This window comes from bacterium (genome assembly GCA_035527515.1).
Classification (GTDB): Bacteria; B130-G9; B130-G9; order B130-G9; family B130-G9; genus B130-G9.
Window position 1 is genome coordinate 24,246 of sequence record DATLAJ010000071.1, and the last position, 21,098, is coordinate 45,343.

A 21,098-nucleotide genomic window follows, 5' to 3' on the forward strand; every position below is an offset into this window, starting at 1 on the left:
GGCTGACGGCACTCATCGGGCACGTCAGAGGCCGGGGTTGAACTCGGTAGCTCGGTCGAGCATCCAGACCGCTTGGCCGCCGGCTGGTGCTTCTGTGCGAGGTCGCTTGCTGAGGTGCAGTGTGGCTCTTGCGGCCTTCAACGGCTCGCCCAGGATGAAGCCCCGCTTCCCCACGAACTGATCCATCCTGCCAACGTAGGCGCCAAGTAACCTGAAACGCAGTGTAATTGTTGCGCTCTCGCCCTCGACGTCGATCTCGAGCTGCGAGATGGTAACTTTCAGGTCGTCCGCTCGAGCGAAAATCTGCTGCACGTGGGCCGCAAGCCGCGCCTTATTCACATGCTTTGGCTGATACACGAAATCATCGCTCACATGCCGCATGCAGCCGGCGAGGTCCTCATTCGCTATCGCCTGAGAGACCTCCTTGACGATAGCCTCGATGCGCTCCTCGTCGGTAACGATCAACCGGGAAACTCCCAAAAACAGGCCCACCGCGGCCAATATCACAGCCAGCACGATCAGAGACCGCTTCATTTCTCGTCCACCCACCAACTCGATATGTCCTCAAGCCGCCTCTTCATCTCCATCTCCGACAGAAGCAGCGACTGCGCCTCTTTGAAGACATCTTCCTCTGCCTTGAGCTGCTCGCACTTCTTGAGCATTTTCGTGGCCTCCGCGCTCTTGCCCTGCTGGACTTTGAGATCCGCCAGAAAGCAGCAGGCTTGATATACAAGCGGAGACTGCTGGCACTCATCAACTACCTGTTCGAGCAAAGAGATGGCGTCATCCTTCTGACCAAGTGAGGCGCTGCACCTGGCTTTCTGCAAGTAAGCGGCCGTCGCAAGGTAGGACCGGCAGTCGAGGGGTTTGATCTCTTCGGCGGGTTCGCCCGCCGCCGCCGACTCGCCCGTTCCGCCCAGCGCGGCCCGGAGAAGCTCGCGACTGTGCACATTGAACCGAAGGTAACGGTCAAAAGCCTCCTTAGCTGCGGCATATTGCTTGTTGCTGAACAGCATAAGGCCCGCGCGAAAGTCGAGGCAAAGCACAAACCGTGTATCAGAATACTTCGGCGAGAGCTTCTGATAGCGCTCGAGCGCTTCAGTCACCTTGTTCTCCCTGAGCAAAATGTCAATCAGACGGTACCGTGCAGTGAAGGATATGTCATCCACCTTGCCCACGGCTAGCTTCTCAAGCTCAGATACCGCCTTCTCTTTCGAGCCCTCGAAGTACGATTCAAGCGCAAGCAACAGCCGCGTCATTCTGCGATCATCAGGACTGAGATACCTGTCCTCAGTCGCATTGAGGAGCGAAGCGCTCCGGCGATAGCCCATGAGGCCGAAGTAGACCTGCCCGGCCAAGAACCTCGCCCGCACGACCGACGACTGCCTGCGAATCTGCTCCTTGCGCCGCTCAAACAGCATTGCGCCGGCGAAGTATTCCTTCTCGTTAAGGTGCGATTGCAGAAGCCCCAAAATGGCCTCGTCCCTCACGTCAAGCATCTCGTTCGTGAACTTGTTCTGGTCAAAGGTCGCAAAGAACCAGTCCACGTACCTCAGGCAGCTTCTGAGATCGCCATCCTTCAGAAACTCCTTCGAGATGTGCAGCGAGGCGACGATCGCCTGATCCGAATAGGGCGTCTCGTCCACGATCTTCTTGTAGAGAGCCATGAAGCCCTCCTCGGAGAGCTTCTTGCCCGTCCTCTGCTCCAGTTCCGCGAGCCTAAGCTGCGCCTCCGCCCTCTTCTCAGGCCGGCTCGAGCCAAACACACCGGCCAAAACAACCGCCGCTCCCTTCAGGTCGTCGAGCGCTGAGAGGCTGCTGGCGAGCATGAGCATCGCATCGTCGTAGCGAGGATCGGAAGGAAAGATATTCACAAAGCGCCACATCTGCTTTGCAGCCTCACCGGGCTGTCCAAGCGCGTAGTAAGCGTTCCCGCAGTAGAACAAAACGTCACTGTCCATTAGGCAGCGCGTCCGGTTGCGCTTGCAGGCCAGCAAATACCACTTGACCGCCAAATCGTGCTTGCCGATGAGCTCGCTGATCCTCGCTATCCTGAATGTCGAATCCTCAACATCCTTCGCCGGACGGCGATAATACTCAATCACTTTATAGTACCTCTTCTGCGCCTCTAAGTACTTCTGCGCCTTCTCCATTATCCGGCCCAAATGATACTCGGAGTCGGGAGCAAACTGGCTCTCCGGGAAGCGATTCAAAAGCTCTAAAAACCTCGGCTCCGCCTCAAACCAGTCGCCCAAGTCGAAGAGCGCAAGTCCCCAGAAATAACTCACCTGCTCCATGAGCGGGGAATCGGGAAATGACTTCTCAAAGACCTTGAACCTCTCGATAGCTTCATTACGAAGCTTGTCCGAATCGATCGCTATCGCCGCCTTGAGGTAGGACTTGCCCGCAAGGAGCGTTGCCTCAGGCCACAGGTGCTTTGCGTCCTTGTATGTTAGGACCGTTTCGAAAAGGTCTGCCGCCTCGAGATAGAGCCCGCTGGCGAGGAACTTTTTTGCCTCTCTCAGAAAATCTTCGGCGCTCTGGAAGGTCGCAGCTTCCCCCCCTACGGTAGCAACCGACGAGGCTGTAGCTTGAGCAGCCTCTATCCGGCTCTCCTCGGCGGCTATGCCAGATTGGGAATAGCAAGGGACGGCCAGAACAAGCGCAATACACACGAGGCGTGCGAGGCGGACGCCGTCTCGCGGGATGGGACTAGACTGGGCGCAGCCGGACCTCATCGTGTTTCCTCCGACCTCCCTCGCTGACGGATTGAGCGCTTCGCTCCGATCGCCCTGATCACGGAAGGGGCAGCCGAGAGCGTCATGACCTTTTCCAACAGCGATTCCGTCGGTTCAGGCGGCTTTGAAAGCGCTGAATAGGAGAAAGCTTTTCGGGAGAGTGCGCTGACGTTGAACGAGGCCATCCTTTGCCCAGACGACATGTTCACCACAGATATCGAACAGGCGATCTCTGTCGGGTTGAGACCGCCATAAACGTAACGTGTTGCTGTGCCCAGGATGGCCACGCTCGCACCAAGCATCCTGCCGAGAGCTTTGAACGCCTCTGTCCCTCGCGGGGACCCCCACGGCGAGTGAGTCGCCTCCTTCCATTTTGAGATGACCTCGCGCGGGCCAATTGCGGCTGGCCATTGGGAGTCAAGAGCGTCATACAGCCGTTCGCCAGCGAGCCATGCGAAATCCTCGGGAACATCCTCTGTATAGCAAAACGGCAGGACCGCAATCGTCGCCGGCGAGGCGCTCGGGACTGGCGAGCGCTCTCCGTAGTAACTGGGCTCGCAAAAGATGCTCGAGCTCGGAGCACATCCCGCCAGCACTACTGCTAGAAGCAGAAGAAGCAGCGGCGGTGCGCTAGTGCTTTTCTCCTTTGCCATTGCTACCCGCCTCTGGGCGCCTCCTTGGGCGTATGCGCTTCTCGATCTCCTGAACAAAAGTGTCCCACTTCCGACACTGCGGGCAGCGCCAGTGAATCTGAGTGTCCTTGAACCCGCACTTGCCGCAGTAATAATAGACCGATTGCAGTTCGGGCAGCGAGCTGAGCTTCTGAAGCACTCCCAACGCTTCCTCAGGTTTCCCCTCCTTCAAATAGACCTTCGAGAGCCTTTGATAGCCGACTGTCGATGTGCTAGAAAGCTCAAGTATCCTCTCGTATTCTTCCTTGGCCTTGCTCAACTGCCCGGTGTCAAAGTAATAATCGCCGAGCGAAAGACGCGTGTTGATGTCGTCAGGGGTCTTGGCGAGAACTTTCTCGTAAATGCTCTTGATGTTTCGGACTGTGTCCTGCTTGAGATATACCTGCCGGAGCCGGTCAAACAGAAGAAACGCTAGGTGGGGGAAGTTATCAACGGCCTCCTCCCAAACGTGCTCAGCCTTCTTGAAATCGCCCTGAGCAAGGTAAACATCCCCCAAATACATCGGCACCGAGACACACGTAGGGTCTGTCTGTTTAGCCTTGTGCAACAGCGAAATGGCCTCCTTGGGCCGCTTGTTTCGCATCGCCTCCTCAAGCGCCACCTCGGTCAACAGATAGGCCAGCAGTCGCGAGCTTTTCTTCTTGGTCCTCTTGTCAAGCTCCAGCTGGCACTCATAGGCCGCCTTCCAGTCGCGCATCTCCTCGTGAACCCGCTCGAGACTCTCGTAGCTCTGGATGTGGTTCGGGTCCTCCTTGATCGCCTTCTTGAAAGCCGCCTCGGCTCTCTCCAAGAGCCCGCCTCGAACGTAATCCAGCCCCAGACTGTAAAGCGCACGGACACGCGATTGCAGGGGCAGATTAGGCCGTATCGAAACGCTCTCGTGGATCCGGATCGACCGGTCAATGTTGCCCTGCTCACGGTGAAGATTGCCCAGACTGATATAAGCAGCAACATCGTCCGTGTTCCTCGCGGTAGCGTCGGCAAGCTCCTTGATGGCCTTGTCTCGCTGATCATAAATCAGAAAGTCCAAGCCCCTAAGATAAGAGACCTCGGACGAAGGCTCCGTCACCGCCTGCCGACGCCGACGCCTGACGATGAATACGACAATTGCAATCGCCGCCAGCGCCGCGACCGCGTAGGAAAACACTGCCCATCCAGAGCTCATTTGCCCAAACTCCTAACAAAAGATCTCATGGCATCATTCGGTAACGCTGAACAACTGCTTCCCACTTGTTCTGAGCCTTCAGTATCATCTCGCACACCTCCCGAACTGCCCCATCCCCACCGCAATTCTGCGTAACGTAGTCGGCGGCCTCTTTCACCTCAGGCACCGCGTCCGCTACCGCAACTGACATGCCGACTTGGGCCATGATCGATAGGTCCAAAAGGTCATCTCCAATGAAAACAGCCTCATCCGGCAGAAGGTTCTGCTGTCTCAGTATCTCGTTCAGAGTGGCGACTTTGTTCTTAATATTTCGGTGGACAATAGAGATGTGCAGGTCCCGAGCACGGTGCGATACAGCATTGTTCTTCTTGCCGGTGATTATCCCTGTCTGAATGCCTCCGAACGAAAGGTACCTGATCCCGCTCCCGTCCCGAACGTCAAACCGCATAGTTATCTCACCGCTGTTGCTGAAATAGAGCTTGCCATTCGTCAAAACGCCGTCAGCATCCAACAGCAGAATCTTGACCCTCCGCAGCTTCTCGGTCAGCTCCTCAGAGATCATATCACCCAGATCGTAAGCCCCTGCTAATAACTTTCTGACTACCTAGACCGCAAACCATACTCCCACGAATGATATGGACTCGGCCCTTCTCTGTCAACAGCCCCCTCTGCCAGGCGTGCCCCCGGATTGCTGCCAACGCGCCCCCCTTTCGTGGTGTTTCAGACCCGGACCCGATCTTGTAGCGGTGCCGCTTGCCGTCCCCTCCGCCATCAAGGCGGGCCAAAATCACCGGCCGCCCTACGACATAAGCGTCTAAAGCCTCTCCTTGAACGCCCTTGTCGTTCCCTCGGGGTCCAGCGTCTTGAAAATCGCCGAGCCCGCGACGATGATCGAGGCGCCAGCCCGGACGACCTCAGCGACATTCTGAAGGCAGATGCCTCCGTCAACCTCTATCGGGCAATTCGGGTTTCTGGCGTCAAGAATAGCCCTGAGTCGCCTGATTTTGTCCAGGACAGACGGTATGAACTTCTGCGCCGCAAACCCCGGATTCACCGACATCAAGAGGATGAAATCCACGACAGGAACGATCTCTTCCGCTGTGTTGAGCGGCGTCGCCGGGTTCAGGACCACGCCGGCCTCAGCGCCGAGAGCCTTGATCGCCGCGATGGTCCGTTCAAGATGCGTAGCTGCCTCAATCTGCACACTGATCATGTCGGCCCCGGCCTTCGCAAAGCTCTCGATGTAGCGGTCAGGATGTTCGATCATCAGGTGAACGTCGAGCGGCAGGTTGGTTGAGGCGCGAGCCGCCTCGACAACGAGAGGACCGACAGTGATATTTGGCACGAAATGGCCGTCCATCACGTCGATGTGAATGATGTCAGCGCCGCCCCTCTCGACGGAGGCGATCTCCTCGCCCAGCTTGGCAAAATCGGCAGATAGTATCGATGGGGCGAGCTTAAGTGTCTTCAACTCTGTCCCTCAATTCAGAGAGCATTCTGCGGACTAGCCGCACCGGCAAGCCAATTACATTGTCCAGAGGCCCTTGCAGACCGGCTATGAATGAAGACGCACCACCCTGTATGCCATAAGCGCCTGCCTTGTCGAGCGGCTCGCCCGATGCGACGTAGGCCTCGATCTCATCTGGCTCAAGCCTCACGAAACGGACTCTTGTCTCCTCACAATCGAGAAGCTCCCTCCCCGATCCCGCGTCCAGAACGCAGACACCGGTGATGACCCGGTGCCAGCGATCGGAGAGGAGCCTGAGCATCCGCCGCGCGTCGTTCGGGGAGTTCGGCTTGCCCAGAATAGTATCATCAACCGCCACCAAAGTATCACAAGCCAGAAAAACGCGGTCTGAACCAGTCGTCACGCTCTTGGCCTTGGCACAAGCTAGCGCCTTGGCAAGCTCCTTCGGGTCACTAGGCCCGTCCACCTCTCGCTCAACCTGACCGGGCTGGACAATCTCGAACGGTATCCCAGCGCTCCTTAATAAGGAGGCCCGTCGCGGAGAAGCTGAGGCCAGCACGATTGCCAATGTCATCGCTATAAGGGCTGCTGCTCCCCGCCGACGTATTCTATCTTCAGCTCGCTCTTCTTCTTGCTCATAAACTCGCCCATTGCCTTGAACTTCCTCAGCCCCGGCAGCCAGTTCTTGACCTGGTCCTTCGCCTCTTCGTATGTCTTGACCTTGGCCGGCTGCTTCTCTGTTGCCTCAAGCAGACAAAATCCCGCCGTTGTCCTTACCGGGCCGGTCAGCTTGCCCACTTCGGCTGAGAACGCGGCCTCGTCGAACTTGTCACCCAGCCTCGCCTGGCCCCTACGAATCAAGCCCATCTCGCCGCCTTTCGGCGCCCATCTATCAGCAGAAGCCTCCTTGGCCACTGCATCAAAGGCCTCGCCCTTCTTGATCCGCTTCGCCAGGCTCAAAATCCGCTCCTGGGCTTTCGCAACGTCCGCCTCCGATGCCCCCTCGGCGACGTTCACCGTGATAGTCTTAACCTTGACCGTCTCCGGAGTGCTGAACTTGCTCTTGTTCTCGTCATACCACTTCTGCATCTCATCCTCTGTCGGCTCCGGGATATGTGAATAGACATCCTTCTCTATGTATTTCTCCCTTAGTATCGTGTCGGCCATTTGCTCGTGAAGGCTCTCATCGCTGGTTCCCGAAAGACCCGAGGACTGAAGGAACTTCTCTTTGCTGCCATACATCTTGTAAATCTGTTCGAGCTTCTCATCAATCTCCTTGTCCGTAACAGTCAAACCGCTTGCCTTCGCCTCATTCAATAGGAGCTTCGAGACCATGAGGTTCCTTATCGTGTTCCTTCTCTGCTGCTCCTTCTGCTGTGCCGTTAGCTCTGGCATCTTGCCACCGGACATCATCATGCTGTATTTAAGGTTTCTGGCGAGCAGCTCATCCACCTCGCCCTCGGTTACAGCCAAATCGCCGCTCTTGGCAACTACCTTGTTGGCATCCGTGGCCACTGTGCCCTCTGAAGCCCCCGCTGGTGCCTGCATCGCGGCCGGCGCTGGCGCCTTCGGTGCGCTTGTCTGTTCTCCCTCACCGCAGCCAACACAGGCAACTATCAACATCACAGAAGCCATCAAGGCCAAAATCCTGACAAATCTCATACATCATCCTCCTAATAGGAGCCCAATCACTCGAGCTAGTCGCGTCCGGTAGCCCCGGACCAAAGCAGGGCTCGATTCTTGCCTCACCCTAATAATTAGTCATTATGTCAAGGCAAACCGATGCGGTCAAGGCTTCGGGCAAGGTTGGTTTGGCAGACCTCTCAGGGAAGCCGAGCTATACGGCTCGTGTATCTTAAGAGGAATGGTGCGGGAGAATCTCAGCTAAAGACCGCCTCAAGAGGCCGAAAACCTGCTTGCACGATTCAGAGCTTGCTTGACGAGGCCGTGCCCCAACCCTACAATCGGTCTCAATCAATGTGAGGCGACGGTTGGCTAGTTTTTGGGGGGGAGAGTTGTGGTGGGATTTTTGGGTTCAAGCTGCGTGGGAGTCCTTATGAACAGATTTGGCCTATGGGCAATTTTTGTCGCTACTATGTTGGCCGCATCTCCTTTGCTGGGCAAGACAGAGTCACAGCCTGCGGCCTTCGAGCCCGAGCCCCGGATGTTAAAGCCGTCCGCCGTGATCGACGCGAACAGGAGAGTCGTCGTGATCAAGTCCAGGCTCCTAAACTGGATGAATGAGGAGTTGGAGGAGTTCTTCACCTCCGGGCTCCCGCTCAAGCTCTCTTTCAAGGCGGCTGTGTTTGAGGAGCGCGACTTCTGGTTTGACGGGCAGCTCCGTTCTATGACTGTCAAGAAAGAGGCATCATACGACCCGGTCAAGAAATCCTATACGGTGGTTCAGCTACAAGGCGACAAGCAGGTCAGCAAGACGTTTATGGACGAGAAAGACGCGAGGGCGAACCTGTTGAACCTGGAGACTGAGATACCCATACCCCTGCTGATGGAGAAATACCCCTTGCGCATCTATTCCGCTGGGGTGTTCTGCGACGTGGCTGCGAGCGAGGTGGATTTCCCCTTCGGTAAACTTTTGTGGTTTCTTAGGACGGGTTACACGACGAGCTGGTTTTACTCAGAGAGAATCTCTACTAGCTCGCTTCAAAGCGGTCGCTCTGGCTGGCAGCAAGGCTTCGGCACATCGCCGTCCACGGAGCCAAGTCCGGAGGTATATAAGTGACGAGGCAATCCGGGCCCGCGCCATCAGACGATCTTTCTTCCGAAGGCCGTTTAGCTCCGCATGAGGCGGTGAGAGAGGGAGAGCGGCCACCCAAGCTCGTAATGCGCCGCAAGAGGCTAATCGTCGCCCTCGCTGTCGTGCTGTTTTTGGTCATTGCCTCGTCGGTTGTCGTTTATATGGAAAGCGGCAGCCTTATGGACAACGAGGGCCACAGCGGCTCGAGTTTTGAGCGGGGCATTTGGCAGTTCACGCTCATGCTCAACACATTGATAACGATGCTGTTGGTGGTCCTGATCTTCCGCAACTTGATCAAGCTGTATTTCGAGCGGAAGCACAAGAAGGTTGGCGCCAAGCTCAGAACTAAGCTGGTGATTGCCTTTGTGGGCTTCTCGCTCATACCATCGATCTTACTTTACATGCTGGCGTCGGGCCTTGTGCGTGAGACTTTCGGCAAGCTACTGATTCCGGACGTCGAGAGGGTCTATCAGCAGGCGGTTGATATCGCGAGTTTCTATCACGCTCAGGACGTCAAGCGGGCGGAGCGCTGGGCGAGAATGATCGCAGAGCTGGTGCAGAAGAGGGGGCTGCTTTCGGCAAGCAGGCACGACGAGCTTGTCAAGCTGGTCTCAGATAAAGTGCGCGAGTATGGCCTTGGTGGTGCTCAGGTTCTGGAGGGCGACAAGGAGATTACAAGAGTTAGCGAAGCTAAGGCGTTGCTCACAGATGCGACTTTCAAGTTCGACCGAGACCGCATTGGCCTGCTGCTCAAGAGTGAGAAGAGCAGGATCGTTGAGAATCTCTCTGCGAATAAGGCCGACATTATTAGCTGTGCAGTGCCAGTCAAATCTCCTGAAGGAAAAGTGCTCGGTGCGGTCATTGTCAAGTATGTCGTCCCGCCGCAGATATCGTTGTCAAAGAAACAGGTCTCCTCCTCGATCACGCGTTATAGGCTATTCTCCACAAAAGAGGTCTGGAAGCAGAAGGTCTATGTCGCTCTGGTTCTGATCATTACCCTGCTCATAATTTTTGCGGCGACCTGGTTTGGGTTCTACGTGGCTAAGGTAATGACGGGTCCGATCGAGCGGCTCCTCAAGGGGCTTCAGTCGGTTGCCAGGGGCGATTTCGGCGTTCATCTTAGCGGCGAGACAGACGACGAGATGGGCCTTTTAGTAAATGCCTTCAACAAGATGGCGGCGGACTTAAAGGCGAGCAAGACCGCTGTGAACAAGGCCGAGAACCAGCTGTCGAGGTCGAGCCGGGACTACGACAGGAGGCGCCGGCACATGGAGTCTATCCTGTCGAACATCGCGACCGGGGTGGTGTCGTTCAACATCAAGGGCAAGATAACGATCATCAACGAATCGGCGCTGTCGATACTTCACCTTCAGGAGGAAGCATGTGTCCAGCGCGACTTTAAGGAGGTGTTCTTCGCTCCGGACCTGCGGGAGTTTGGGGACCTGATTCAGACGATCGTCAAGACGAATCGCAGCGTTCGCGAGCACGAATGCCAGATTACTATAAGAGGCCAAGTTCGAACGCTCTTGGTTACGCTGGCGGTTCTTCGGGACCGATCAGAGAACGAGATGGGCTTCGTGATGGTGTTCGAGGACCTCTCGCAGCTGCTGAAGGCCAAGAAATCGGCCGCGTGGAGGCAGGTGGCACGAAGGATAGCACACGAGATCAAGAATCCACTGACGCCCATACAGCTCTACGCTCAGCGACTTCAGAAACATTCCCGCAACCTAGGCCCCGAGGACCAGGCTCTGTTCAAGGAATGCATCGACACGATCATTCAAGAGATCAACGGCCTGAAGCTCTTGGTCAACGAGTTCTCGCGCTTCGCTAGAATGCCCGAAGTTCAGGCCCGACCCGACGACATTCATAAGGTCATCCAGGATGTTCTCAGCCTCTACGACGGCAACCTCTCAAACGCGAAGGTTAATCTTACGCTCGACGAGTCGGTCCCGCGAACCAAGATAGACGCCGAGCAGATGAAGCAGGTCTTCAAGAACCTTATCAACAACGCTCTGGAGGCTGCCAGCAAATTCGTCACTATCGACATTTCGACCCACTATGAGAATGTCCTGAAGATCGTCCGCATCGAGCTGGCTGACGACGGAGATGGCATCGATCAGGAGAGTAAGGAGAAGCTTTTCCTGCCGTATTTCTCGACCAAAAAGCGTGGGACCGGGCTGGGCCTTGCGATTGTGCAGAGGATAATCGAAGACCACAATGGTTACATCCGTGTAGAGGACAACGTGCCCAGGGGGACTAAGTTCATCATTGAGCTCCCCGGATAGCATGTTTTCGCATGAGGGATTCGTGTGACGAGACAGGACAGAAAACGGTGAGCAAGGCAAACGAGCAGATACTTGTCGTGGACGACAATCCCACGATTCGGTCTTCATTGATTGCTGTCCTGCAGGATGAGGGGTATGACGTGTCGGCGGTATCGGACGCTGGTGAGACGCTAGCCTTTCTGGAGAAGATGGTTCCGGCCGTCATTCTTCTCGATATATGGTTGCCCGGTGTGAGCGGGATGGAGGTGCTAAAGAAAGTCAAACAGGACCATCCCGAGGTTACTGTGATAGTTATCTCGGGCCATGGGACAATAGACTTGGCGGTTCAGTCGATGAAGCTCGGTGCCTATGGGTTCATAGAAAAGCCGCTCTCTTTGGAGAACATCCTCCAGCATATCCAGCATGCGCTCGAGTCTAGGCGGCAGAGCCTTCAGATTAGGGCTCTTAAGCAGAGGGTCAGGGGCAAATATGAGCTCATCGGCAAGAGCGAGGCGATTGAGAGGATTCGCGAGCAGGCGAAACAGGCCGCCCCGTCAAACGCAAGGGTCCTGATAATGGGGGAGAACGGGACAGGCAAGGAGCTTGTGGCGGGGATGATCCACGAGATGAGCCTTCGCAAGGACGGTCCCTTCATAGAGGTCAACTGCGCTGCTATCCCCGAGGAACTGATAGAGAGCGAGCTTTTCGGCCACGAGAAGGGCGCCTTCACCGGCGCTACCAGGCAGCGCATTGGGAAGTTCGAGCTTGCTCACGGTGGGACGCTCTTTCTCGATGAGGTGGGGGACATGAGCCTCAAGACACAGGCCAAGGTCCTAAGGTCTCTTGAGGAGCAGCGCTTCGCGCGCGTCGGCGGTGGGAGGCAGGTCAGTGTAGATGTCAGGGTGATCTCCGCCTCAAACAAGGACCTGGTGGCGCTCATCGAGAGAGATGAGTTCCGAGAGGACCTGTTCTACAGGCTGAACGTGATACCGATCGTCGTGTCACCGCTGAAGGAACGTCTTGAGGATATACCGCTCTTGGCGGATTATTTCGCCAAGCAGTTCTGCAACGAGTATGGCAAGAAAACCAAGCAATTCAGCAAGGCCGCAATGGAGCTTTTGCAGTCGTATCCTTGGCCTGGCAACGTGCGTGAGCTCAGGAACATAGTGGAACGAACGATGATAATGACGACCAATGCGGAGATTTCCGCACACCAGATACCCGACCTGGTGCCTAAAGCGACAGGCCCCATTGCGATTGCGAGGGACGTGCCACTGAAGAAGGCGAGACAACAGTTCGAGAAGGAGTATATTGTATATCATCTTCAACAGAATGACTGGGGCGTGAGCAGCACGGCAAAAAAGCTTGGGATTGATAGAACGAGCCTCTACAAGAAAATACATGCCTATGGTATAGCGGTTCCCTCAGCAGACCAAACTTGACATTCTGGACATCAACATGCAAACGATCGACTTGAGAGCGGAAACTGACGAATTGGTGGTAGCTGGCGCTGCCCAATTCAAGGAAATGCTCGAGGAACTCCTGAACGAGATTTTGGCGGCAGTGACAGACGACGACGAGATCGCTTTCATCGGGATAAGGTCCCGAGGAAACCACTTGGCGGAGCGACTCGCTGCCGGCTTCATGGAGCGCACTGGTCGGCGAGTGGATGTGGGTGCGCTGGACATAGGTTTTTATCGGGACGATTTCGCCACTGCGGGACTTCAGCAGCCGAAGATAAATGACAGCAAGATCGATTTCTCGATAGATGGCAAGACTGTCTTCCTTGTCGATGATGTGCTCTATACAGGAAGGACGATAAGGGCAGCTCTGATATGTTTTGCCGACCTGGGCCGGACCGGGTGCGTCAGGTTAGTGGAGCTCATCGACCGCGGTCTGAGGGAGATTCCCATCCAGGCCGACTTTCTGGCCATGCGGCTCATAACACTTCCCTCGCAGTGGGTTCGCGTCAGGGTCAAGGAGAAAGACGGGCAGGACATGGCCATTGTATCCCCATCGAGACCCCAAAGGGGACATAAGTGAGAAGAAAGGACCTCCTGGGAATCGCCGACCTGTCCCCGTTTGAGATATCGATGATCCTTGACCTTGCAGAATCGACAAAGACCATTAACGAGCGAACCGTCAAGAAGGTCCCGACGCTGCGAGGCAGAACCGTCGTCAACCTCTTTTTCGAGCCGAGCACGAGAACGCGGGTATCGTTTGAGATCGCTCAGAAGCGGCTATCGGCCGATAGCGTGAACTTCTCTGTTTCGGACAGCAGCATTTCAAAAGGCGAGACGCTCGTCGATACCGCCAAGAACCTCTCCGCAATGAACCCCAGCGTGGTTGTCATCCGGCACAGCGTGGCTGGTTTCCCTCACAGGCTCGCCAAACTCATGGATGCCTCGGTCATAAACGCCGGGGACGGTTTCCACGAGCACCCCACGCAAGCCCTCTTGGACCTCATGACGATCCGCGAGAGAAAGAAAGAGATTAAAGGCCTTAAGGTCGCCATCATCGGCGACATAGCCCGCAGCCGCGTCGCTGGCTCCAACATTCCGTGCTTAACCAAGATGGGGGCGGAGGTTACGGTCATGGCCCCCAAGACCATGCTCCCGTTCGATGTGACCAGGCTCGGGGTCAAGGTCGCACCTAGCCTCAAAGATGCCATCAAGGACAAGGATGTCGTCATGCTTCTCCGCATACAGACCGAGCGCGATGCTGCCACGAGGTTCCCATCACTCAGGGAATACAACCGTTACTTCGGGCTCAAGCTAGAACACCTGAAATACCTTAAAAAAGACTGCATCATTATGCACCCCGGCCCGATAAACCGCGGCGTTGAGATCGACCCCGAAGTCGCCGATGGCCCATTCTCGGTGATACTTGACCAGGTGGCCAACGGCGTCTCGATCAGAATGGCTGTTCTTCTCTTGCTGCTTGGCGGAAGGAGCATCTATGAAGTTAGTGATTAGCGGCGGCAGGATAATCTCCCCGGGCGATAATATCGATTACGTGGGAAGCATTCTTGTCGAGGACGGGCTCATCAAGAAAATCTCAAAAAAGCCCATCCCACTCAGAGACGCCTTGCTCATCCGCCCAGGCAAAAAAGGCCCAAGGGCGCTCAAAAAAAGCGACAGGATCGTCATCGACGCGCACGGACTCATCATAACTCCGGGCCTCATCGACATCCACGTCCACTTCCGCGAGCCGGGACGCGAGGATGCCGAGACCATCAAGACGGGCATGATGGCGGCCGCCGCGGGCGGCTTCACGTCTGTCATAACTATGCCGAACACCTTCCCCGCCAATGACAACCAATCAACGACGCTGTTCATCCTTCAGCAAGCCGCCAGAAGCGGCCTTGTCCACATCTTCCCGGCGGGAGCAATCACCCGCGATAGAAAGGGAGAGTCGCTCGCAGAAATTGGCGAAATGGCCGAGGCGGGGATCGTGGCCGTAACGGATGACGGGAATTGCGTCTCAAACAGCATGATGATGCGCCATGCGCTCGAGTATGCGAGCGATTTCAAGGTCCGCGTGCTCTCGCACAGCGAGGACACGACGTTGTCTGCCGGCGGCGTTATGCACGAGGGCTTCGTGTCAACCAGGCTCGGCCTCCCCCCAATACCGCCTCAGGCGGAGACCAGCATGGTCTATCGAGACATCTCACTCTCCGCACTGACCGGCGTGCCAGTCCACATAATGCACGTCTCAACGAAGGAGTCAGTTGAGCTGATTAGACAGGCCAAGAAGGCCGGAATAAAGGTCACCGCGGAGACCACGCCGCATCACCTCGCCCTCACGGACGAGGCGGTGGAGAAGTCCGATTACGACACTAGCACGAAGGTCAATCCGCCGCTCAGGACGCAGGATGACGTAGATGCACTGATAGAAGGCCTTTTGGACGGCACGATAGACGCCATTGCGACCGACCATGCGCCTCACACGACAACCGACAAGGAGCAAGATTACATCGCGGCACCATTCGGGATAATCGGTCTGGAGAGCGCCATACCTGTTTGTCTGGACCGGCTTGTCGCCACGAAACGTGTCCCGCTCGCGCTGCTCATCCAAAAACTAACGACCGGTCCGGCGGATGCGATCGGCCTGAAAAAGGGGAGGTTATTGAGAGGGTCTGATGCTGACATCACTATCATTGACACCGCAAAAAAAGTCACTATCGACCCTGCCAAGTTCTACTCAAAGGGGCGCAACTGCCCATTCGCCGGCTGGTCGCTCCAAGGTGCGCCGGTGTGCACGATAACCTCCGGCCAAATCAGGATGATCGACGGCAGAGTTGTCTGAGGAGAGCACCCAGGGCATTCTTGCGGGCGAATGCACTGTGCAACGCATCAAACCTCGCGGCAGCTTCAACCGACTGGTCCTTAGGATGCCGTCTGATTTCCCCGACCCCATACCTGGCCAGTTCATTCTCGTCTCTTCCCAGCCCAACTCCGACGATTTCCTCCCGCCACACGAACGCCTGCACGGCGGCCATCTCGCACGTTTCCTGATCGAGCCGGTTGGCGACAGGACAATGCTACCCCGGCCGATGAGCATCTTCGACTACGCTCCCCGGTCAAAGAACGAGCCTGCGCATGTAACGCTTCTTTTCAAGACTGTCGGACGGGGCACGTTGCACTTGTCGATGGTTCGACCGGGTGACCGTCTGCGGTTCCTGGGGCCGCTCGGCAATGGCTTCAACGCCGACGGCTGGAAACGCACGCTGCTCGTCGCAGGAGGGATCGGCCTCGCCGGCGTCAACTTCCTCGCCAAGGCACTCAGCACAAGCCCTCTGCGCCCGCTGACAGTGCTCGGCGTGAATAACCGCGGCCAAAGCCCTGTGCGCCTTTCATTGACCGAGGTTCCCCCAGTCTATCGCTGGGCGCTACCCAAGACCACGGAACCACTTAGGCTCGTCGTCTCACGGCTCTTTGACAACTTCATGCCCTCCATTGTCGCCTCGATGTACCCAGGCGATCAGGGCGCCTTCTGTGGGACCGCGTGCGACCTGGTCGAGCGACTCTTCCAGGCTAACCCGACGTATCCTGCCGAGACCACCCTCGTCGGCTGCGGACCCCGCCCGATGCTTGAAGCGCTTACTACCATCGCAAGGCACAACCACGTCCAACGCCTACTTGTGCTTCTTGAAGAACGGATGGCGTGCGGCGTTGGGACTTGCCTGGGATGTGCGGTTAAGGTCCGAGAGGGAGCGCTCCCTTCCGAGGATGATGGCCCTCAGGAAGGCCCCACTACATACAAGAGGGTCTGCACCGATGGACCGGTCTTCAACGGCTATCAGATCGTTTGGGAACATCCGTGCGAGGGCCAGAATGGTTGATCTGGCTCAGCTCGAGAGAATAAGCCCCTTCAAATGGCGCCTGCCCAGAAGCTACAAGCCTTGTATGAGGGTTGACGGCATAGTCTTCGCCAGCAAGCGGCTGCTTCAGGGACGGGCCGAGGGAGCGGACCCGCTCGACCAAATCGCAAACGCGGCCTCACTGCCGGGAATCGTCGTTGCATCCTACGCGATGCCCGACATTCACTATGGCTACGGCCTGCCAATTGGCGGGGTCGTGGCGACGCTGGAGGAAACGGGCGTTGTGACCCCGGGCGGGGTCGGCTACGACATCAACTGCGGCGTGCGTCTTCTGGCAAGCAAGCTCACGGTGTCGGACGTGAGGCCCCACTTGCAGAGGATCGCCAACGCACTGTTTGAGCGCATCCCCTGCGGGGTCGGCTGCCGAGGCAAGATCAAGCTCTCCCCTACCAAGCTCGCCGACGTTCTCCGCAACGGGGCTGGATGGGCTGTCGCCCAGGGCTATGGGGCCGCTTCCGACCTCGAGCGCACCGAGGCAAGTGGCCGACTGGAGAGCGCCAATCCCGACGTCATCAGCACGAAAGCCTACCAGCGGGGGCTTCAGCAAATTGGCACCCTGGGCGCGGGCAACCATTTCGTCGAGGTGCAGTTCGTTGAGGAGGTCTTCGATCAAACCACGGCCGAGGCGTTCGGGCTCTTCAGGGACCAGGTTACGGTGATGGTCCATTCAGGCTCACGCGGCTTCGGCCATCAGGTCTGCACGGACGCTCTCGCCTCGCTGGCAAACGCTTTCCCGAAGTTCGGAATCGACATCCCCGACCGACAGCTCGTCTGCGCCCCAACCGACTCGCCCGAGGGGAAGGAATACATCGAGGCGATGAGCTGCGCCGCGAACTACGCCTGGGCCAATCGGCAGTGCTTGGGCTGCTGGGCGATTGAGGCCTTTGAGCATGCGCTGGGCATCGGCCCCGCCCAACACGGGCTCTCGCTGGTCTATGACGTGGCGCACAATATCCTAAAACGCGAGAGCCACGAGATCGACGGCCAGGTAACCACGCTCATGGTCCACCGCAAGGGCGCCACACGGGCCTTCCCACCCGGCCATCCCGAGCTTCCCGAACCCTACCGCCCCGTCGGGCAGCCGGTCCTCATCCCTGGCGACATGGGCACGGCCTCCTACGTCCTTGTCGGAACTGACACAGCAATGCGAGAGACCTTCGGCAGCACCTGCCACGGGGCCGGGCGGGTCATGAGCAGGCACCAGGCGATCAAGCATGCGAGGGGCAGACAGATCGACCACGAGCTAGCAGAGCTGGGCATCATTGTTCGCGCCGCATCCCGCAGAACGCTCGCTGAGGAGATGCCCGCCGCCTACAAGGACATCGACGAGGTCGTCCGCGTGGTTCACGAGACAGGCATCTCGCGCAAGGTGGCCAGATTGAGGCCACTCGCCGTTGTGAAGGGGTAGCACACATAAGGATGAAGGCGGAAGGATGAAGGCGGAAGGATGAAGGATGAAGGCGGAAGGATGAAGAGAAGAATTGGAGGAAAGGAGAGTTGATGAACACCGCTCATCTCGCTCGAATCAAAGCGCCGACAGATGCCTCACCAGCTCCTCGGGGGCAACGGGCCAGAGGTCAGCAGAGCCAATGCCGGTGCATACGACGAGGCGGATTTTGTCCGCCACAAGCTTCTTATCGGCGTATAGATGATCGATTAGCCTCGGTATTGCCGCCTTATCGAGCCTTGTGGGAAGGCCGATAGCCCTCAAGAGCCGCTCCTGGCGCCGAACGTCCTCATCCGAGCATCTCCCGACCGCACGAGACACCTTCGCGGCAGCCACCACCCCTATGCTGACCGCCTCACCGTGCAAAAACACCCTGAAGCCTGTCGATGCCTCGAGCGCATGGGCTATCGTGTGCCCGTAGTTCAACACGTGCCTCGGCCCCTCATCGAACTCATCCTGCTCAACGAGCCCGGCCTTGAGCTCGCAGCAGCGGCCGATAACATGAAGAAGCGGCCCCGGTTTCAGGCGAAGTACCTTCTGATAGCTGCTCTCAAGAAACGAAAAGAGCTCCCCATCCAGGGCAACCGCGTACTTGACGACCTCAGCCATCCCCGCAAGTAGCTCACGAGTGGGTAACGTCCTCAGGGTATCAATGTCGATGAGGACCAGCCGAGGCTGATAGAACGTCCCGATGACATTCTTCTCACCGCCATGATGAATCCCCGTCTTGCCACCAACGCTCGAATCAACGTGTGCGAGCAGCGAAGTCGGAACCGCAACGTAGGGCACACCACGCTTGTATGTGGAAGCGACGAACGATGCTACGTCGCCGACAACCCCCCCTCCTAGAGCAACTATTATGCCCGCGCGCGGGGTCTTGTGCTTTATGAGGAAGTCGTATATGCGAGACACGGTCTCGAGTCGCTTGGACGTCTCCCCCGGCTCAATAACATGAATTAAAACATCAAAGCCCGCATCCGCGATTGCGCACTCGACGCTGTCTGTGTAGATGCGGCCAACGTTCTCATCGGTGATAACAACGACAGGAGCGTCCGCCTCAAAGCGCTCGCGCAGAAAATCCCCGATCTGGCCAAGAGAGCCTGAGTCGAGAATTATCGGATAGGCCCTGTCAGCTAGGTTGACGTCGATTGTTCTCACAGATCACCCACACATACAACGGGCGTATCGCGAGCCGCCTCTACAATGTATTTCGCCCATCATGCCCGCCGCCACACCCCTCCCTACACGTCCACCATCAAAAGCCTGATGTCCATCACGTTCGTGCCAGTCCGCCCAGTTATTATCGTATCACCAATGGCGTCAAGATACGAGAACGAGTCGCTCCGGGCAAGATAATCGGCGGCATCCATCCCCTCGTAGGCCCCGCGCGCAGTTGTTTTGCCGTCTATGATCGCGCCCGCCGCCTCGCTCGACCCGTCAATCCCATCAGTCCCGGCGCTCAGTATCACGATGCTGTCTGTCCCGCGCAGGTGAAGCGCGGCCGCAAGTGCGAACTCCTGATTCCGACCGCCGAGCCCGTCACCCGTAAGGGTAACGGTCAACTCACCTCCGGAGATGATGCAGCACGGGGGACTCGCCGGATACGCGCGCGCCTGGGCCGACTGGGCTATGCCCACCATCACCTTTGCCACCTCCCGCGCCTCGCCAAAGACCCTCGCGCCGAGGTTGACCGTCGAGTACCCAAGCGACTGTGCGGCCCCTTGGCAAGCCGCGAGCGCAACATCGTTGTTGGAGACGACAACGTTATCACACCTCTCAAAGACCGCATCTTCAATGTCCTCCGGCCCTGAGAACTTCCCGTGCGCCCCGTCCCTCAGCCGTTTCAAGACCGATGCTGGCAGCTTTCTTGAAAGCCGGTAGCGGCGCACTATCTCGACACAATCGGCGAACGTCGTCGTGTTCTTTACCGTTGGCCCCGACCCCACCGACTCGAGCCGGTCGCCGATCACGTCAGAGATGATGAGCGAGATGACCCGCGCGGGGTTCGCCGCCCTCAAGAACTGTCCGCCCTTGATCGCCGAGATGTGCTTCCTTATCGCGTTGACCTCATCTATCGTGGCGCCCGACGCGAGAAGCTGCTTCGTCGCCTCAACCTTGTCCGCAAGCGTTATATCTCCTGCCGGAAGCGGCAGCATCGCAGAGCCACCGCCAGATAGCAGAAAGAAAATGAGGTCCCTCTCGATCGCCCCCTCTGCAAGCTCGACCATACGACGCACCGCCTCGACCGCAGAATCGCTCGGCAGCGGATGCGTTGCCTCGAAAACCTCGATGCGCTCAGGAATGTCGGGCTGTTTGCTTCCAAGCGGGACAGTGATCGCACCCGCCGAGATCGCCGCCTCGCCAAGCGCGTCAACCAAGGCCTCCGCCATAGACGCCCCTGCCTTGCCGCCTCCGACCAGGAGAACCCGCTCATACTCATCGAGGTTGACCCGGACCTGGGCATCCAAGGCCGAAATCAGGACCTCTCCTCCCTTGCGAGAAATCGCTCGTCTCACAGACTCACCCCCGTCCACTGCGGCGAGTCCCGCCTCGAAAATCTCAAGCGCGTCAGCCCTTAGCTCCTTCACGGCTTGCGTCCCCTCTCGTTCGGCTTCTCCGTCCAACAGCCCACCACGTCAAATGCCGATAAAGATGCCGCCTACGAAATGGTCTCCGCGGCATTGATGTATAATCTACCGATAATGCCTCAACTTGCAACTGAAGGCGCCCTCAATATGAGAGGCTGTCCAAGAAGTCGTTGTGGAGTCGTAGGGGCGGTGCTTGCCCCGTCCTATCTGCATTTGGCAAATCATAAGGAGGGTGCAGCAGGCAGCACCCCTAAAGGATGCGGGCGTAATGTGCATGGAGGGTGCGGCCAATCATAGCGCCGGAAACCGTTGTAGGGGCGATTCACGAATCGCCCGATGTTATTGACGCAACCCGATTTACCCCAAACTTGTTTGGCAGACATCATAAGAAGGGCGGTTCGTGAACCGCCCCTACCATGAGAGCTCATCTCAGCCGGTCTGATTGTGCCCAACTTCTCGACAATCAGATTGGAGCGCGGAACGTTGCGGCTGCCTCGCGGATGGAGGGCAGAAGCTCTTGCCCGAAGGGCAGACCATGGGTAGCCGCAGGCGTAGCCTGACGGTGCGAATACCGCCACAATCCCCCTCCCCGTTGCGT

At 57.5% G+C, this 21,098-nt stretch carries 18 protein-coding genes; 8 read left to right on the forward strand and 10 right to left on the reverse strand.

Annotated features, from left to right (window positions below; genetic code table 11):
* Positions 1-24: 24 nt before the first annotated feature.
* From VM163_05540 to VM163_05575, 8 genes are all read right to left on the reverse strand, one after another.
* Positions 25-534 (reverse strand): nuclear transport factor 2 family protein, encoded by a 510-nt coding sequence (locus VM163_05540; protein HUT03336.1) that lies wholly within the window; start codon positions 532-534, stop codon positions 25-27.
* Positions 531-2,738 carry a tetratricopeptide repeat protein gene (locus VM163_05545; GenBank protein ID HUT03337.1) on the reverse strand — a complete coding sequence of 736 codons (2,208 nt, stop codon included), beginning with the start codon at positions 2,736-2,738 and terminating at the stop codon, positions 531-533. Before VM163_05545 ends, VM163_05540 begins: the two co-directional genes overlap by 4 nt.
* On the reverse strand, positions 2,735-3,391 hold the full coding sequence (locus VM163_05550; protein HUT03338.1) for a hypothetical protein: 657 nt from the start codon (positions 3,389-3,391) through the stop codon (positions 2,735-2,737). The genes VM163_05545 and VM163_05550 overlap by 4 nt, the downstream gene beginning before the upstream one ends.
* The gene (locus tag VM163_05555; protein HUT03339.1) at positions 3,369-4,595 is read right to left on the reverse strand and encodes a tetratricopeptide repeat protein; all 1,227 of its coding nucleotides are present in this window, start codon (positions 4,593-4,595) and stop codon (positions 3,369-3,371) included. The genes VM163_05550 and VM163_05555 overlap by 23 nt, the downstream gene beginning before the upstream one ends.
* A 25-nt stretch (positions 4,596-4,620) precedes the next feature.
* The gene (locus VM163_05560; protein HUT03340.1) at positions 4,621-5,157 is read right to left on the reverse strand and encodes an HAD-IIIA family hydrolase; all 537 of its coding nucleotides are present in this window, start codon (positions 5,155-5,157) and stop codon (positions 4,621-4,623) included.
* Between the two features lie 252 nt (positions 5,158-5,409).
* Positions 5,410-6,066 (reverse strand): ribulose-phosphate 3-epimerase, encoded by a 657-nt coding sequence (rpe, locus tag VM163_05565; GenBank protein HUT03341.1) that lies wholly within the window; start codon positions 6,064-6,066, stop codon positions 5,410-5,412.
* On the reverse strand, positions 6,053-6,637 hold the full coding sequence (locus tag VM163_05570; GenBank protein HUT03342.1) for a Maf family protein: 585 nt from the start codon (positions 6,635-6,637) through the stop codon (positions 6,053-6,055). The genes rpe and VM163_05570 overlap by 14 nt, the downstream gene beginning before the upstream one ends.
* A 2-nt stretch (positions 6,638-6,639) precedes the next feature.
* Positions 6,640-7,725, reverse strand: coding sequence for a peptidyl-prolyl cis-trans isomerase (locus VM163_05575; GenBank protein ID HUT03343.1), 1,086 nt, complete (start codon positions 7,723-7,725; stop codon positions 6,640-6,642).
* Positions 7,726-8,119: 394 nt separating this feature from the next.
* On the opposite strand from VM163_05575, the gene VM163_05580 reads away from it, so the two are divergent.
* The 8 genes from VM163_05580 (at position 8,120) to VM163_05615 (ending at position 17,873) form a co-directional block, all read left to right on the forward strand.
* Positions 8,120-8,803 (forward strand): DUF4390 domain-containing protein, encoded by a 684-nt coding sequence (locus VM163_05580; GenBank protein HUT03344.1) that lies wholly within the window; start codon positions 8,120-8,122, stop codon positions 8,801-8,803.
* 68 nt (positions 8,804-8,871) lie between these two features.
* Positions 8,872-11,103 carry an ATP-binding protein gene (locus VM163_05585; protein ID HUT03345.1) on the forward strand — a complete coding sequence of 744 codons (2,232 nt, stop codon included), beginning with the start codon at positions 8,872-8,874 and terminating at the stop codon, positions 11,101-11,103.
* A gap of 11 nt (positions 11,104-11,114) precedes the next feature.
* Positions 11,115-12,524: a sigma-54 dependent transcriptional regulator gene (locus VM163_05590; protein HUT03346.1), complete on the forward strand. Its 1,410-nt coding sequence runs from the start codon at positions 11,115-11,117 to the stop codon at positions 12,522-12,524.
* A gap of 16 nt (positions 12,525-12,540) precedes the next feature.
* On the forward strand, positions 12,541-13,125 hold the full coding sequence (pyrR, locus tag VM163_05595; protein HUT03347.1) for a bifunctional pyr operon transcriptional regulator/uracil phosphoribosyltransferase PyrR: 585 nt from the start codon (positions 12,541-12,543) through the stop codon (positions 13,123-13,125).
* Positions 13,122-14,057 carry an aspartate carbamoyltransferase catalytic subunit gene (locus VM163_05600; GenBank protein ID HUT03348.1) on the forward strand — a complete coding sequence of 312 codons (936 nt, stop codon included), beginning with the start codon at positions 13,122-13,124 and terminating at the stop codon, positions 14,055-14,057. The genes pyrR and VM163_05600 overlap by 4 nt, the downstream gene beginning before the upstream one ends.
* On the forward strand, positions 14,041-15,390 hold the full coding sequence (locus VM163_05605) for a dihydroorotase (protein HUT03349.1): 1,350 nt from the start codon (positions 14,041-14,043) through the stop codon (positions 15,388-15,390). The genes VM163_05600 and VM163_05605 overlap by 17 nt, the downstream gene beginning before the upstream one ends.
* Entirely contained in the window at positions 15,383-16,426 is a 1,044-nt protein-coding gene (locus VM163_05610; GenBank protein ID HUT03350.1) for a hypothetical protein, read from the forward strand. Before VM163_05605 ends, VM163_05610 begins: the two co-directional genes overlap by 8 nt.
* Positions 16,419-17,873 carry an RtcB family protein gene (locus tag VM163_05615; GenBank protein ID HUT03351.1) on the forward strand — a complete coding sequence of 485 codons (1,455 nt, stop codon included), beginning with the start codon at positions 16,419-16,421 and terminating at the stop codon, positions 17,871-17,873. Before VM163_05610 ends, VM163_05615 begins: the two co-directional genes overlap by 8 nt.
* A 117-nt stretch (positions 17,874-17,990) precedes the next feature.
* Here VM163_05615 and aroB read toward each other — a convergent pair whose 3' ends face one another.
* Both aroB and VM163_05625 read right to left on the reverse strand, forming a co-directional pair.
* Complete coding sequence (gene aroB, locus VM163_05620; GenBank protein ID HUT03352.1) at positions 17,991-19,070, reverse strand: 3-dehydroquinate synthase; 1,080 nt, start codon at positions 19,068-19,070, stop codon at positions 17,991-17,993.
* A gap of 83 nt (positions 19,071-19,153) precedes the next feature.
* A complete protein-coding gene (locus VM163_05625; GenBank protein HUT03353.1) occupies positions 19,154-20,536 on the reverse strand; it encodes a DUF4147 domain-containing protein in 1,383 nt (460 codons plus the stop codon).
* Positions 20,537-21,098: the final 562 nt, after the last annotated feature.

Bases quoted from the DNA above. Each gene is read 5' to 3' on its own strand.
- VM163_05605 (HUT03349.1), top strand. From the start codon at position 14,041: ATGAAGTTAGTGATTAGCGGCGGCAGGATAATCTCCCCGGGCGATAAT.
- VM163_05575 (HUT03343.1), bottom strand. From the start codon at position 7,725: ATGAGATTTGTCAGGATTTTGGCCTTGATGGCTTCTGTGATGTTGATA.
- pyrR (HUT03347.1), top strand. From the start codon at position 12,541: ATGCAAACGATCGACTTGAGAGCGGAAACTGACGAATTGGTGGTAGCT.
- VM163_05550 (HUT03338.1), bottom strand. From the start codon at position 3,391: ATGGCAAAGGAGAAAAGCACTAGCGCACCGCCGCTGCTTCTTCTGCTT.
- VM163_05545 (HUT03337.1), bottom strand. From the start codon at position 2,738: ATGAGGTCCGGCTGCGCCCAGTCTAGTCCCATCCCGCGAGACGGCGTC.
- VM163_05570 (HUT03342.1), bottom strand. From the start codon at position 6,637: ATGACATTGGCAATCGTGCTGGCCTCAGCTTCTCCGCGACGGGCCTCC.
- VM163_05590 (HUT03346.1), top strand. From the start codon at position 11,115: ATGAGGGATTCGTGTGACGAGACAGGACAGAAAACGGTGAGCAAGGCA.
- VM163_05580 (HUT03344.1), top strand. From the start codon at position 8,120: ATGAACAGATTTGGCCTATGGGCAATTTTTGTCGCTACTATGTTGGCC.
- VM163_05560 (HUT03340.1), bottom strand. From the start codon at position 5,157: ATGATCTCTGAGGAGCTGACCGAGAAGCTGCGGAGGGTCAAGATTCTG.
- VM163_05615 (HUT03351.1), top strand. From the start codon at position 16,419: ATGGTTGATCTGGCTCAGCTCGAGAGAATAAGCCCCTTCAAATGGCGC.
- VM163_05555 (HUT03339.1), bottom strand. From the start codon at position 4,595: ATGAGCTCTGGATGGGCAGTGTTTTCCTACGCGGTCGCGGCGCTGGCG.
- VM163_05540 (HUT03336.1), bottom strand. From the start codon at position 534: ATGAAGCGGTCTCTGATCGTGCTGGCTGTGATATTGGCCGCGGTGGGC.